11 protein-coding genes are annotated in these 13,998 nt (G+C 70.7%); 1 reads left to right on the top strand and 10 read right to left on the bottom strand.

The window, feature by feature from the left end; translation table 11 throughout:
• Nucleotides 1-111: 111 nt before the first annotated feature.
• Nucleotides 112-3,258 carry an isoleucine--tRNA ligase gene (gene ileS / locus ACFYZL_RS11485; protein ID WP_384758106.1) on the top strand — a complete coding sequence of 1,049 codons (3,147 nt, stop codon included), beginning with the start codon at nucleotides 112-114 and terminating at the stop codon, nucleotides 3,256-3,258.
• 347 nt (nucleotides 3,259-3,605) lie between these two features.
• Here the strand turns inward: ileS and ACFYZL_RS11480 are convergent, their stop codons facing one another.
• From ACFYZL_RS11480 to murD, 10 genes are all read right to left on the bottom strand, one after another.
• Nucleotides 3,606-4,811, bottom strand: coding sequence for a DivIVA domain-containing protein (locus tag ACFYZL_RS11480; RefSeq protein ID WP_388678229.1), 1,206 nt, complete (start codon nucleotides 4,809-4,811; stop codon nucleotides 3,606-3,608).
• An 82-nt stretch (nucleotides 4,812-4,893) separates the two neighbouring features.
• Nucleotides 4,894-5,190: a YggT family protein gene (locus ACFYZL_RS11475; protein WP_384593323.1), complete on the bottom strand. Its 297-nt coding sequence runs from the start codon at nucleotides 5,188-5,190 to the stop codon at nucleotides 4,894-4,896.
• A 60-nt stretch (nucleotides 5,191-5,250) separates the two neighbouring features.
• Entirely contained in the window at nucleotides 5,251-5,871 is a 621-nt protein-coding gene (locus tag ACFYZL_RS11470) for a cell division protein SepF (protein WP_384593326.1), read from the bottom strand.
• 149 nt (nucleotides 5,872-6,020) lie between these two features.
• Nucleotides 6,021-6,740 carry a YggS family pyridoxal phosphate-dependent enzyme gene (locus ACFYZL_RS11465; RefSeq protein WP_388678225.1) on the bottom strand — a complete coding sequence of 240 codons (720 nt, stop codon included), beginning with the start codon at nucleotides 6,738-6,740 and terminating at the stop codon, nucleotides 6,021-6,023.
• Nucleotides 6,740-7,471, bottom strand: a complete 732-nt coding sequence (pgeF, locus tag ACFYZL_RS11460; protein ID WP_384756060.1) for a peptidoglycan editing factor PgeF — start codon at nucleotides 7,469-7,471, stop codon at nucleotides 6,740-6,742. The genes ACFYZL_RS11465 and pgeF overlap by 1 nt, the downstream gene beginning before the upstream one ends.
• Complete coding sequence (ftsZ, locus tag ACFYZL_RS11455; RefSeq protein ID WP_384593334.1) at nucleotides 7,468-8,673, bottom strand: cell division protein FtsZ; 1,206 nt, start codon at nucleotides 8,671-8,673, stop codon at nucleotides 7,468-7,470. The genes pgeF and ftsZ overlap by 4 nt, the downstream gene beginning before the upstream one ends.
• Before the next feature lie 277 nt (nucleotides 8,674-8,950).
• Nucleotides 8,951-9,811, bottom strand: coding sequence for a cell division protein FtsQ/DivIB (locus tag ACFYZL_RS11450; protein ID WP_384756063.1), 861 nt, complete (start codon nucleotides 9,809-9,811; stop codon nucleotides 8,951-8,953).
• A 16-nt stretch (nucleotides 9,812-9,827) separates the two neighbouring features.
• Nucleotides 9,828-10,922, bottom strand: a complete 1,095-nt coding sequence (murG, locus tag ACFYZL_RS11445; RefSeq protein WP_384756066.1) for an undecaprenyldiphospho-muramoylpentapeptide beta-N-acetylglucosaminyltransferase — start codon at nucleotides 10,920-10,922, stop codon at nucleotides 9,828-9,830.
• Nucleotides 10,923-10,928: 6 nt separating this feature from the next.
• Nucleotides 10,929-12,290 (bottom strand): putative lipid II flippase FtsW, encoded by a 1,362-nt coding sequence (gene ftsW / locus ACFYZL_RS11440; RefSeq protein ID WP_384756069.1) that lies wholly within the window; start codon nucleotides 12,288-12,290, stop codon nucleotides 10,929-10,931.
• Between the two features lie 70 nt (nucleotides 12,291-12,360).
• Nucleotides 12,361-13,986: a UDP-N-acetylmuramoyl-L-alanine--D-glutamate ligase gene (gene murD, locus ACFYZL_RS11435; protein ID WP_388678594.1), complete on the bottom strand. Its 1,626-nt coding sequence runs from the start codon at nucleotides 13,984-13,986 to the stop codon at nucleotides 12,361-12,363.
• Between the last annotated feature and the right edge of the window lie 12 nt (nucleotides 13,987-13,998).

The raw sequence follows: 13,998 nt of genomic DNA, 5'->3' as shown, positions 1-13,998 counted from the left end.
AGGGGGTCACCGGCGCGTTCGGGGGCCAAGGAGGGTGGTACCGCGGGAACAGTCCTTGTTCTCGTCCCTCCGGACGGAAGTGACACACCGCCGGAGGAAGAGTTCAGCCTCATGACCACACCGCCGCAATACCGCCCGGTACCCGCCCAGGTCGACCTGTCTGCCCTTGAGCACGGGGTCCTCGACTTCTGGCGCGAGAGCAAGATCTTCGCCAAGACCCTGGAGCAGTCCGAGGGCCGCCCCGAGTGGGTCTTCTACGAGGGCCCGCCCACCGCGAACGGCATGCCCGGTGCCCACCACATCGAGGCCCGCGTCTTCAAGGACGTCTTCCCCCGCTTCCGCACGATGCGCGGCTACCACGTGGCCCGCAAGGCCGGCTGGGACTGTCACGGCCTGCCCGTCGAACTCGCCGTCGAGAAGGAACTGGGCTTCAACGGCAAGCAGGACATCGAGGCGTACGGCATCGCCGAGTTCAACGCCAAGTGCCGCGAGTCCGTGACCCGCCACACCGACGCGTTCACCGAGCTCACGACCCGGATGGGCTACTGGGTCGACCTGGACGACGCCTACCGGACGATGGACCCCGAGTACATCGAGTCCGTGTGGTGGTCGCTGAAGGAGATCTTCAACAAGGGGCTGCTGACCCAGGACCACCGCGTGGCCCCCTGGTGCCCGCGCTGCGGCACCGGCCTGTCCGACCACGAGCTGGCGCAGGGCTACGAGACCGTCGTCGACCCCTCGGTCTTCGTCCGCTTCCCGCTGACGAGCGGCCCGCTCGCCGGCCGCGCCGCCCTCCTGGTGTGGACGACCACCCCCTGGACCCTGGTGTCCAACACGGCGGTCGCCGCGCACCCTGAGGTCACCTACGTCGTCGCCACGAACGGCGAGGAGCACCTCGTCGTCGCCCAGCCGCTGCTGGAGAAGGCCCTCGGCGAGGGCTGGGAGGCCACCGGCGAGTCCTTCACGGGCAAGGAGATGGAGCGCTGGACGTACGAGCGCCCGTTCTCCCTGGTCGAGTTCCCCGAGCCGGCCCACTACGTCGTCAACGCCGAGTACGTCACGACCGAGGACGGCACGGGTCTGGTCCACCAGTCCCCCGCCTTCGGCGCCGACGACCTCGCGGTCTGCCGCGCGTACGGCCTGCCCGTCGTGAACCCGGTCCGCCCCGACGGCACCTTCGAGGAGGAGGTCCCGCTGGTCGGCGGCGTCTTCTTCAAGAAGGCCGACGAGAAGCTGACCGCCGACCTCGACGCCCGCGGCCTGCTCTTCAAGCACATCGCCTACGAGCACAGCTACCCGCACTGCTGGCGCTGCCACACGGCCCTGCTCTACTACGCGCAGCCGTCCTGGTACATCCGCACCACCGCCGTCAAGGACGCGATGCTGCGCGAGAACGAGAAGACCAACTGGTTCCCGGACTCGGTCAAGCAGGGCCGCTTCGGCGACTGGCTGAACAACAACATCGACTGGGCGCTGTCCCGCAACCGCTACTGGGGCACCCCGCTCCCGATCTGGCGCTGCGAGGAGAACCACCTCACCTGCGTCGGCTCCCGCGCCGAGCTGTCGGAGCTGACCGGGCAGGACCTCTCCTCCCTCGACCCGCACCGCCCGTACATCGACGACGTCACCTTCGCCTGCACGGCCGACGGCTGCTCCCTGACCGCGGTCCGCGTGCCGGAGGTCATCGACGCCTGGTACGACTCGGGCTCGATGCCGTTCGCGCAGTGGGGCTACCCGTACAAGAACAAGGAGATCTTCGAGAAGCGCTACCCGGCGCAGTTCATCTCGGAGGCCATCGACCAGACCCGCGGGTGGTTCTACACCCTGATGGCGGTCGGCACCCTCGTCTTCGACAAGTCGTCCTACGAGAACGTGGTCTGCCTGGGCCACATCCTCGCCGAGGACGGCCGCAAGATGTCCAAGCACCTGGGCAACATCCTCCAGCCGATCCCGCTCATGGACCAGCACGGCGCGGACGCCGTGCGCTGGTTCATGGCGGCCGGCGGCTCCCCGTGGGCGGCGCGCCGCGTCGGCCACGGCACGATCCAGGAGGTCGTCCGCAAGACCCTCCTCACGTACTGGAACACGGTCGCCTTCCAGGCCCTGTACGCCCGTACGTCGAACTGGGCGCCTTCCGCGGCCGACCCGGCCCCGGCCGACCGCACGGTCCTCGACCGCTGGCTGCTCTCCGAGCTGAACACCCTGGTCTCCGAGGTCACCGAGGCCATGGAGGCGTACGACACCCAGCGCGCCGGCAAGCTCCTGTCCGCCTTCGTGGACGACCTCTCCAACTGGTACGTCCGCCGCTCCCGCCGCCGCTTCTGGCAGGGCGACGCGGCCGCGCTGCGCACCCTGCACGACGTGGTCGAGACGGTGACGCGCCTGATGGCCCCGCTGACCCCCTTCATCACGGAGCGGGTCTGGCAGGACATGATCGCGCCGGTCACCCCGGAGGCCCCGGAGTCGGTGCACCTGTCCACCTGGCCGGAGGCGGACGCCTCCCAGGTGGACCGGAACCTGTCCCAGCAGATGCTGCTGGTGCGCCGCCTCGTGGAGCTGGGCCGCGCCACGCGTGCGGAGTCGGGCGTCAAGACCCGTCAGCCCCTCTCCCGGGCCCTGGTCGGCGCGGTGGGCTTCGAGTCCCTCTCCCCCGAGCTGCAGGCGCAGATCACGGAGGAGCTGAACGTCTCCTCGCTGGCCTCCCTCTCCGAGGTCGGCGGCTCCCTCGTCGACACGACGGCGAAGGCGAACTTCAGGGCGCTGGGCAAGCGCTTCGGCAAGGGTGTCCAGGACGTGGCGAAGGCGGTCGCGGCCGCCGATGCCGCAGCCCTCTCCCTGGCCCTGCGCGCGGGCTCCGCGGTCGTCTCGGTGAACGGCGAGGAGGTCACGCTCACCCCCGAGGAGGTCATCATCACGGAGACCCCGCGCGAGGGCTGGTCGGTGGCGTCCGACTCCGGCGCGACGGTCGCCCTGGACCTGGAGATCACCCCGGAGCTGCGGCTGGCGGGCCTGGCGCGTGACGCGATCCGCCTGATCCAGGAGGCCCGGAAGAACTCCGGCCTCGACGTGGCGGACCGCATCGCGCTGCGCTGGTCCTCCTCGGACCCGGAGGTCGTCTCGGCCCTGACGGACCACGCGACGCTCATCGCGGACGAGGTCCTGTCCACGGACTTCGCCTCGGGCGACGCGGAAGCCGGCTACGGCGACGCGTTCACGGACGAGCCCCTCGGCCTGACGTTCCGCCTCCGCAAGGCGTAACGGCACCCTTCGTGGCCCGGTCCCCCGGTGGGGGTCCGGGCCACAGTCGTCTTCTCTCCCTGCCCCACCCTTCCACCGTTCCCGCCTCAATCGCCGGCGGGGCTGGATTCTCCAGCCCCGTCGAGCGCAACTCCAGCCCCGCCGGCGTTTGAGGCGCGGGGTCCGGGGCGGAGCCCCGGGGAACGGTGGAAGGGCGGGTAGGGGACGGCCCCGCGCAGCGGCGCACACCCCGCACCCGGCACGAGCCCACAGCCGCCCGGGTACGGGAACGGGCCGGGCCCGGTGCCCCCGAAGGGGAACCGGGCCCGGCCCGTGAAGGCGACTGCCGACAGACGCGGCGGCGGCGCCTAGTTGTCGTCCTCGTCGATCAGGAAGCCCCGCATGGGCGACGGCGCCTGCATCGGCTGCGGAGCCGCCGGCCGGACCGGAGCCATCGGCTGGGTCATCGCCGGGGACATCTGCTGCTGGCCACCGTAGGAGGGGCCGCCCATCGGCGAGGGACCGCCCATGGGCGACGGGCCGCTGCCCATCGACGGGCCGCCCATGGAGTGGCCCATGGCGCCGGCCGGAGCCATCGACGGGGACGGCGAAGGCGGCAGCGCCGGACCGGCCGGACCGCGCGGCGGGGCGAGCGAGTCGTCGGCCTGGGTCTCCAGCTGGCGCAGCTGCGACTCCAGGTAGGACTTCAGACGCGTACGGTACTCACGCTCGAAGCCGCGCAGGTCCTCGACCTTGCGCTCCAGCGTGGCGCGGGCGGACTCCAGGGAGCCCATCGCGACGCGGTGCTTCTCCTGCGCGTCCCGCTCCAGCGCGTCGGCCTTGGCGCGGGCGTCGCGCTCCAGGCCCTCGGCGCGGCTGCGTGCCTCGCCGACGATCTTGTTGGCCTCGGAGCGGGCCTCGGCGATCGCCTGGTCGGCGGTCTGCTGCGCCAGCGACAGGACGCGGGCGGCGCTGTCGCCACCGGGACCCTGCTGCGGGAGCTGCTGCTGCGGCTGGCCCATCGGCTGCATCTGCTGGCCCATGGGCTGCATCGGCTGACCCATCGGCTGCATCTGCTGGCCCATGGGCTGCATCTGCTGGCCGAGCGGGTTCTGGCCGCCCATGGAGGGCTGGCCCATGCCCTGCTGACCCATGCCCTGCGGTCCGCCCATGGGGTGCTGCTGCATGGGGCCGCCCATCGGGCCCGGACCCTGCGGTCCGTGTCCGCCGGGACCGGCCGGAAGCTGCGGCGGGCCGCCCGGGAGCTGCGGCGGGCCCATCTGGGGCTGCTGCGGCGGGCCGGATATGGCCGCGGGCACGGGGGCGCCGGGGCCACCGGGGCCACGCTGGTCCTGGGGCTCGGGCTTGCGCATGCCCTGCTGCTGCTGGTTCTGCGCGGCGGCACGCGTGGCGGCAGCCAGCTTGGCGCGCAGGTCCTCGTTCTCGCGCAGCAGGCGCGTCAGCTCGGACTCGACCTCGTCGAGGAAGGCATCGACCTCGTCCTCGTCATAGCCTTCTCGGAGGCGGACGGTCGTGAACTGCTTGTTCCGCACGTCCTCGGGAGTCAGCGGCATGTCTTCTTCACCTCTACGTAGTCGTCGGCAGTCGGCAAGACCGTATCGGGACTGTCCCCGCGCGCGCGGAGAAGCTCATCGTTCACACGCTTCTCGCAGCGGTGCTCACGAAACTGATGAGGATGTAAACGATGATCATCAGAACGAAGAAGGACAGGTCGAGTGCCACGCCCCCGAGACGCAACGGCGGGATGAGCCGCCGAAGAAGCTTGAGCGGTGGATCGGTAAGAGTGTAGGTGGCCTCCAGGACGACCACCATCGCCTTGCCGGGTGTCCATGAACGTGCGAACTGGAACACGTAGTCCATGACCAGTCGGAAGATCAGCACGATGAGGAAGCACATCAGCGCGATGTAGACCACCTGTAGTGCGACGCCCATCCCGCGCTTCCCTCTCCCCGTTTCCCGCTCTGTTCCCGGTCCCGTATCTGACGGATCGGTCTAGCTTTGGTTGAAGAACCCGCCCTCCGCGATGCGGGCCTTGTCCTCCGCCGTGACATCGACGTTAGCAGGCGACAGCAGGAACACCTTCTGTGTCACGCGTTCAATGCTGCCGTGCAGACCGAAGACGAGTCCGGCGGCGAAGTCCACGAGACGCTTCGCATCCGTGTCGTCCATCTCCGTGAGATTCATGATCACCGGAGTGCCCTCACGGAAGTGTTCCCCGATGGTACGGGCCTCGTTGTAGGTCCGGGGGTGCAGCGTCGTGATGCGGTACGGCTCCCGCTCGGAGACGACCTTGGGCATGATCACGGGGGCGTTCTTCTCCAGGTTCGAACGGTCGGGTGTGATAGACGCCACGGGGGCGATTCGCGCAGGACGTCCATTTTCAACAGGGATTGAGACGGGTTCGCGCTGCGGCGGGGGCTGTACGGCTCGTACCGGTTCGTCCGATACGGGCGTTTGATGCACGGGCTGCTGTCGGCGATCCCGGTCCCGGGCCACGCGTTCCGGTTCCGGCTCGGGCTCGAACTCGTCGTCGGGGTCGTACCCCGGGTTGTCGTACCGGTCGTCCTCCACGAGGCCGAGGTAGACCGCCATCTTGCGCATCGCGCCGGCCATTCTCTGAGTCCTCCGCTCTGTGGTGGATCGCCCTGTCGCAGGTGCCGCCGTGTCACGAATGTCACCAACTGCCCGCGATCCACGTGGCCCGCCCGCCCATTTGCGGGAATGACCATATTTTCTGCTGTGGTTCGACTTTCTTCGCGACGTTACCCGAGCCGGGGTCTCGCGCCGAGTACCGCAGTGCCGACGCGTACATGTGTCGCACCGGCCGCAACGGCCTGTTCCAGGTCTGCGCTCATCCCGGCCGACACCATCGTGGCAGCAGGATGGTCCGCGCGCAGGCGGGATGACAATTCCACCAACCGCTCGAAAGCGGCCTGTTCGCGTCCCGCGTACTCGCCGGCCAGCGGAGCGACCGTCATCAGCCCGTCGATCCGCAGTCCCGGGGCCTTCGCGACGAGGTCCGCCAGCTCCGCGAGCTGCTCCGGCGCAGCGCCGCCGCGGGACCCGCGCTCACCCGACTCCGCGTCGAGGGCGATCTGCACGAGACAGCCGAGCTCGCGCCCCGCCGCCTCCGCGGCCGCCGAGAGGGCGGTCACGAGCTTCGGGCGGTCGACCGACTGCACCACGTGCGCGTATCCCGCCACGGAACGGACTTTGTTCGTCTGCAACTGTCCGACGAAGTGCCAGTTGAGCGGCAGATCCGCGCAGGCGGCGGCCTTGGGGGCGGCGTCCTGGTCCCGATTCTCCGCAACATGGCGGATGCCCAGCTCCGCCAGCAGTCGTACGTCGCTCGCGGGGTAGGTCTTGGTGACCACGATGAGGGTCACCTCGTCGCGCTCGCGTCCCGCCGCCGCGCAGGCGGACGAGATGCGCTCCTCCACCCGCTCCAGGTTCCCTGCGAGTTCCGACTTACGATCCGTCATCAGTCCAACCAGACATATCCGGCAAGCCGCCCGGTCACCCGGTCACGGCGGTACGAGTAGTGGTCCCGCGACTCCAGTGTGCAGACCGGGGAACGGTGGACGTCCACCACCCCCGCCTCCGCGAGCTGCGCGTGCACCCCGGCGACCACGTCGACGGCCGGTGTCCCCCAACTGGTCTCGGCCCGGGCCGCCGGCACCGCCTCGGCGACGGCCTCCCGCATCTCGGCGGGCACTTCGTAGCAGCGTCCGCAGATCGCGGGTCCGGTACGGGCGACGATCCGGCCGGGCTCGGCGCCGAGGGAGACCATGGCCTCCAGGACGGCGGGCACCACTCCGGCCACCAGTCCGGGCCGCCCGGCGTGGGCGGCTCCGGCGATCCCGGCGACGGGGTCGGCGAGCAGGACGGGCGTGCAGTCCGCGGTGAGCACCGCGAGCGCCAGTCCCCGACGGGCGGTCACCACCGCGTCCACGGCGGGGACCGCGGAGTCCGCACCCCAGGGTCCGGGGACCACCGCGACGTCCCGGCCGTGCACCTGGTTCATCCAGACCACGTGGTCCGGTTCCAGGCCGAGGGAGTTCGCGGCGAGTGCCCGGTTCGCCAGAACGGCGGCCGGGTCGTCTCCGACCGCGCCGCCGAGGTTGAGCTCTTCGTACGGAACGGCGCTCACTCCGCCCCACCTGTCGGTGAAGGCGAAGTGGGCGCCGCCCACGTGGTGCTGCTCCGGTGTCACTTCAAGAAGTCCGGTACGTCCAGTTCCTCGGCCGGGCTGTCCTGGTACGGACGGGCCGTGGGGACCTGCGGCGCGGGGGGTTCGACCAGGGCCGGGGCCGGCTCGACCGGAACCGGGGGCTCCTCGCGCGGCGGGACCGTGCCGAGCCCGCCGAAGGCCGGACGGACCGGCTCCGGCGCGCGGACGGGGGCCGGGGCCGGCTCGTCGCGCTTCGTGGAAGCGGCGCCGATGACGTTGTCCCGGCGGGCCGGGGGCTGTCCGCCGTCGAACCCGGCCGCGATGACGGTGACCCGTACCTCGTCGCCGAGCGCGTCGTCGATGACGGCACCGAAGATGATGTTCGCCTCGGGGTGCGCGGCCTCGCTCACCAGCTGCGCGGCCTCGTTGATCTCGAAGAGACCGAGGTCCGAGCCGCCGGAGATGGAGAGCAGCACGCCGCGGGCGCCGTCGATGGACGCCTCCAGCAGCGGCGAGGAGATCGCCATCTCGGCCGCGGCCACGGCGCGGTCGTCGCCGCGGGCCGAGCCGATGCCCATCAGTGCCGAGCCGGCCTCGGACATCACGGACTTGACGTCGGCGAAGTCGAGGTTGATCAGGCCCGGGGTGGTGATGAGGTCGGTGATGCCCTGGACGCCCGACAGCAGGACCTGGTCGGCCGACTTGAAGGCGTCGAGGACGCTGACCTGGCGGTCCGAGATGGACAGCAGGCGGTCGTTGGGGATGACGATGAGGGTGTCGACCTCTTCGCGGAGCTCGGCGATGCCGTCCTCCGCCTGGTTCGCGCGACGCCGGCCCTCGAAGGTGAACGGTCGGGTGACCACACCGATCGTCAGGGCGCCGAGCGAGCGCGCGATGTTGGCGACGACGGGTGCGCCGCCGGTGCCGGTGCCGCCGCCCTCGCCGGCGGTCACGAAGACCATGTCGGCCCCCTTGAGGACCTCCTCGATCTCCTCGCGGTGGTCTTCTGCCGCCTTGCGACCGACGGCCGGATTTGCTCCGGCGCCGAGGCCCCGGGTGAGTTCACGGCCGACGTCGAGCTTGACGTCGGCGTCGCTCATCAACAGCGCCTGGGCGTCCGTGTTGATGGCGATGAACTCGACGCCCTTGAGACCGACCTCGATCATTCGGTTGATGGCATTGACACCACCGCCGCCGACACCGATGACCTTGATGACTGCGAGGTAGTTCTGCGGTGCTGCCACGTCGAAGGCCTCTCGCCTCGATTACGTGTCGTCGCCTCGCGGTCTGCGTTGCGACGACTGATGCCGAAATAGGGACGGTCCGAACGCGCCGACCCGAACCCTCACCCTGAAGTTTAGGGTTAGGGGTGTGTCTGTTCCTTGGACTCTTCCGAACAGGACACTAAGTCGACAAGTAGCGCGTGTTCAACGAACACGCCGAACCTCCCGTTTTTCTTTTCACCCTATGTGATCACCCGTATCGCTGGCCAACCAGGGTGCTCCGCTGTTCGACCGGGAGTCAACTCCCGGACACCGCAGGGGCGGTGGGAACGCTCACGTCGAAGTGACCGGCCTTGGGCGCGGCCTTGAGCAAAGCGGTCAGCGCACGCCCCTTCGCTTCGCTCTGTTCACCACTCCCCCACGTCACGGACCGCCCCCCGGTGAGCTCCAGGACCACCGAATCGTACGAACCCACCTTGACCTGCACCGTCTGCTTCGAGACGGGCTCGGGGAGGGCTCCCGCGATGAGCACGGCCTCGTGCAGCAGCCGTTCCTCGTCGAAGCGGCGGGCGCTCGGGGAGCCGCCCGCGTTCAATTCGAGGACCGGAACACCGGCCGGCGCTTTCGGAACCGTGTCGAAACGCACACCCGATGCGTCCACTTCCACGAAGTTGGCGTCCTTTTTGATGAGCAGTACCGGTTTGCGTTCCGTCACTTTCAGCCCGATTCCGTGCGGCCAGGCCCGCACCACGTCGACCGAATCGATGCGGGGCAGACGGCCGCGGACGCGGTCCGCGATCTCGTCGGTGTCCACGCTCACGAGGGGTGCGCCGACCGGCACCGCCGCGGCGGCGACGACCTGTTCGGGGGTCAGCACCTCGGTGCCACCGGCGGTGACCTTCTCGACGCGCAGCCAGGAGGAGCCGTAGAGCACCCAGGTGCCGCCCCCCGCGAGGAGCAACGTCGCGGCGAGGGCGGCCAGCAGCACGGGGCCTCGGCGCAGGCGCGCGCCGGGGCCCCGCGGGCCGGACCGCTTCTCCGGCTTGGGCGCCTTGGGTGGCTTGGGTGTCCTCGGCGGCTTCGGAGAGCCGGTGCTGCCTTTGCGGGCGGGCCGGTCAGAGCCCGGGTTGCCGCGCTGTGCGGTCGTCGCTCCGGCCACTCCTGTGCCTCCTGCCTCAGCGGCTGTTGTGCGCCGCGATCGCCTCGTACACCATCCCGACCAGCAGCTCGTCGGCGTCCCTGCGGCCGAACTCGCCTGCGGCTCGGGACATCTCGTACAGGCGGTGCGGGTCGGACAGCACCGGGAGGACCTGGCCGAGCACCCACTCGGGCGTCAGTTCCGCGTCGTCCACGAGCAGGCCGCCGCCGGCCTTGACCACCGGCTGGGCGTTGAGCCGCTGTTCGCCGTTGCCGATCGGCAACGGGACGTAGGCGGCGGGCAGCCCGACGGCGGAGAGTTCGGCGACGGTCATCGCGCCCGCGCGGCACAGCATCATGTCCGCGGCGGCGTACGCGAGGTCCATCCGGTCCACGTACGGTACCGGCACGTAGGGTGGCATCCCGGGCATGTTGTCGACACGCGGCAGTTCGTTCTTCGGCCCGACGGCGTGCAGGATCTGCACCCCGGAGCGCTGGAGGTTCGGGGCGACCTGCTGGATCGTCTCGTTGAGGCGGCGGGCGCCCTGCGAACCGCCGGAGACCAGCAGCGTCGGCAGGTTGGGGTCCAGGCCGAAGGCGGCGCGCGCCTCGGGGCGTACGGCGGCCCGGTCGAGGGTGGAGATGGAGCGGCGCAGCGGGATGCCCACGTAGCGGGCTCCGCGCAGCTTGCTGTCGGGGGTCGAGACCGCGACGGCGTGCGCGTACCTGGAGCCGATCTTGTTGGCCAGTCCGGGCCGGGCGTTGGCCTCGTGGACGATGATCGGCACCCCGAGCCGCTTGGCCGCCAGGTAGCCGGGCAGGGCCACGTAGCCGCCGAAACCGACGACGCAGTCGGCCTTGGTGCGGATCAGGATCTCCTCCGCGGCCTTGATGGTGCCGCGCAGCCGTCCGGGGACGGTGATGAGCTCGGGGGTGGGCTTGCGGGGCAGCGGTACGGCGGGGATCAGGCCCAGCTCGTAGCCGCGTTCCGGCACCAGGCGGGTCTCGAGTCCGCGCTCGGTGCCGAGGGCGGTGATGCCCACTGAAGGGTCCTGCCTGCGCAGGGCGTCCGCGAGGGCGAGCGCCGGCTCGATGTGGCCGGCGGTCCCCCCACCGGCGAGTACGACATGCACCGAAATTCACCGCTCTCCGGACGGACGCTTCTTGACGCGCCGTCTCATCGACTTCCATCTCACCCCGGTCCGCCACCAGCCCGTCTTCGGCTGTCGCATCGCCAGGGCCGCGCGCGCCGCCGGCTCCTCCCGCGCGAAGGCGATGAGCAGTCCGACCGCGAACATGGTCGGCAGCAGGGCCGACCCTCCGTAGGAGAACAGCGGGAGCGGGACACCGGCGATCGGCAGCAGGCCGAGCACCGCACCGATGTTGATCACGGCCTGGGCCGTGATCCAGGTGGTCACGCCTCCCGCGGCAAACCGTACGAAGGAGTCCTCCGTGCGTCCGGCCACGCGGATACCCGCATAGCCTAGAGCCGCGAACAGGGCGAGCACCGACAGCGTCCCCGCCAGACCCAGTTCCTCCCCGGTGATGGCGAAGATGAAGTCGGTGTGGGCTTCGGGTAGTTGGCCCCATTTTTCCACACTGGCACCCAGCCCGGAACCAAACCATCCGCCGGATGCGAGGGCGTAGATTCCGTGGACGGCCTGCCAGCAGAGGTCGTTCTTGCCCGGGTCCGTCGCGCCGATGCACTCCAGCCGGTCCATCCGGTGGGGGCTCGTCCTGATGAGCAGTGCGACGATCGCACCAGCGAAGACCAGCACTCCCACGAACATCCGCGTCGGAGCCCCGGCCAGCCACAGCAGGCCGAAGAGGATCGCGCCGAGGATCATCGCGGTGCCCATGTCCCCGCCCAGCATGATCAGCCCGAGCAGCAGGAAGGCCACCGGGACGAGCGGCACCAGCAGGTGCTTCCACTGACTGAGCAGTCCCTTGTCGCCCTTGCGCGCCAACAGGTCGGCGCCCCACAGGATCAGTGCGAGCTTGCCGAACTCACTGGGCTGCAACATGAACGGACCACCAAGGGAGATCCAATTCTGGTTGCCGTTGATGGACACCCCTATCCCGGGGATCTGGACGAGGACCATCAGGAAGAGCGTGCCCGCGAGCACCGGGTAGGACAGCGCCCGGTGGAGTTTGACGGGCATCCGGGAGGCGACGAGCATCAGCCCCGTGCCGATGAGGGCCGCGAGGAACTGCTTCTTGAAGAAGTAGGCGTCGCCCAGGCCGAGCTGGAGCGCCTTGATCATGGAGGCCGAGTAGACCATCACCAGGCCGAGCACGGTGATGAGCAGCGAGCTGCCGAAAATCAGGTAATACGCCGTGAGCGGCCGGTCCCAGGCCTTGCGCAACTTCCGCTGCGTACGCCGGACACCGGCCAGCGGCCCGCGCCCGGCGGGCCGTTTCGGGCCCGTCGCCGGGCGCTTGCGGCCCTGCGCCCTCACGACGGAAGGCCGCCGCCCCGGCAGCATCTGCTTGGCCGGCATCTGTGATCTTCCCCTCCACTCGTACGGAGCGAGCCGCCGGCCGGAGGGAGCCGCTCCCGGAGCCCCCGGCCTAGGCCGTGTTCGCGGCGCTCTCGGCGGCCAGTTCGCGCACCGCGTCGGCGAACGCGTCCCCACGCTCGTTGTAGTTCGCGAACATGTCCATCGAGGCGCAGCCGGGCGCCAGCAGGACCGTGTCGCCGCGCTCGGCGAGCCGGGCCGCTTCCCGGACCGCTGCGAGCATCGCCCCAGTGTCGGTCCGGTCGAGGTCGACGACCGGGACCTCGGGCGCGTGTCGCGCCAACGCCTCGGCGATCAGCGCCCGGTCGGCGCCCATCAGCACGGCGGCGCGCAGCCGCTTCGCCGCCTTCTGGACGAGCTCGTCGAAGGTGGCGCCCTTGGCGAGGCCGCCGGCGATCCAGACGACCGGCTCGAAGGAGGCGAGGGAGGCCTCGGTGGCGTGCGTGTTGGTGGCCTTGGAGTCGTCGATGTAGGTGACCCCGTCGACCTCGTCCACGTACGCGACGCGGTGGGCGTCCGGGCGGAAGTCGCGCAGCCCGTCGCGGACCGCGCGCGGCTCCACGCCGAAGGCGCGGGCCAGGGCCGCGGCGGCGAGCGCGTTGGCGATGTTGTGCGGGGCGGGCGGGTTGACGTCCTCGACCTGCGCGAGTTCCTGGGCGTTCTTCTGCCGGTTCTCGACGAAGGCTCGGTCGACGAGGATGCCGTCGACGACGCCGAGCATGGAGGGGCCGGGGGCGCCGAGGGTGAAGCCGATGGCGCGGCAGCCCTCTTCGACGTCGGCCTCGACCACCAGGTCCTCGGTGGCCTTGTCCGCCACGTTGTAGACGCAGGCCACCGTGTTGCCCTCGTAGATCCGGCCCTTGTCGGCGGCGTACGCCTCCATCGAGCCGTGCCAGTCGAGGTGGTCCGGGGCCAGGTTGAGCACGGCCGCGGAGTGGACGCGCAGCGAGGGCGCCCAGTGCAGCTGGTAGCTGGAGAGCTCGACGGCGAGTACGTCGTACTCCTGCTCGCCGAGGACCACGTCGACGATGGGGGTGCCGATGTTGCCGACGGCCGCGGTGCGCAGCCCCGCGGCCTTCAGGATCGACGCCAGCATCTGGGTGGTGGTGGTCTTGCCGTTGGTCCCGGTGATGGCGAGCCACTCGGCCGCGCCGCGTACGGGGACTTCGGCGGTCCCGGCCGCGGCGCCGGTGCCCGCCGGGGCCTGCGCCGCGTCGGCCGTGCCGGCCGGGGCCGGGTCGGCGGTGCCCGGTGCATCGCCCGAGGCGCCCTTCACCCGGGCCTCGGCGCGGGCGGCGCGGAGCGCGACGCCCGCTTCGCGCAGGCGCCAGGCGATCTCGACGTCGCCGACGACGTCCACGCCGGCCTTGGCGGCCTCCAGGAACAGCGGGCTGTCGGGCTTCCAGCCCGGCGACGTGACGACGAGCCCGGTGCCCTCGGGGAGGGTCTCGCCGGCCTTGGAGCCGCTCTCCAGGCGGCCCAGGCGGACCTCGATGCCGAGCTCCGCGAGGTCGGCGGCCTTCGCGCGGTGCGCGTCGCCGTCGCCGTTGTCGACGACGGTCACGGCGGCGCCGAGGCGGGCCAGGGCCCGGGCGGCGCTGATGCCGCTGATGCCGAGGCCCGCCACGGTGATCCGGCCTGGCAGACCGAACCGGCCCAGGGCATCGGGGCCGAGCACGTCGGCCAGGTC

The organism is Streptomyces sp. NPDC001717, assembly GCF_042892775.1.
Classification (GTDB): domain Bacteria; phylum Actinomycetota; class Actinomycetes; order Streptomycetales; family Streptomycetaceae; genus Streptomyces.
The sequence above is the reverse complement of the archived record's forward strand: the minus strand, read 5'-3'. Positions and strand labels throughout refer to the sequence as shown.

What these genes read in the sequence shown, in the direction of transcription:
- ACFYZL_RS11470 (WP_384593326.1), bottom strand. Translation starts at nt 5,871, where the DNA reads ATGGCCGGCGCGATGCGCAAGATGGCGGTCTACCTCGGCCTCGTGGAG.
- ftsW (WP_384756069.1), bottom strand. Translation starts at nt 12,290, where the DNA reads ATGCCGGCCAAGCAGATGCTGCCGGGGCGGCGGCCTTCCGTCGTGAGG.
- ACFYZL_RS11480 (WP_388678229.1), bottom strand. Translation starts at nt 4,811, where the DNA reads ATGCCGCTGACTCCCGAGGACGTGCGGAACAAGCAGTTCACGACCGTC.
- ileS (WP_384758106.1), top strand. Translation starts at nt 112, where the DNA reads ATGACCACACCGCCGCAATACCGCCCGGTACCCGCCCAGGTCGACCTG.
- ACFYZL_RS11465 (WP_388678225.1), bottom strand. Translation starts at nt 6,740, where the DNA reads ATGACGGATCGTAAGTCGGAACTCGCAGGGAACCTGGAGCGGGTGGAG.
- ACFYZL_RS11475 (WP_384593323.1), bottom strand. Translation starts at nt 5,190, where the DNA reads ATGGGCGTCGCACTACAGGTGGTCTACATCGCGCTGATGTGCTTCCTC.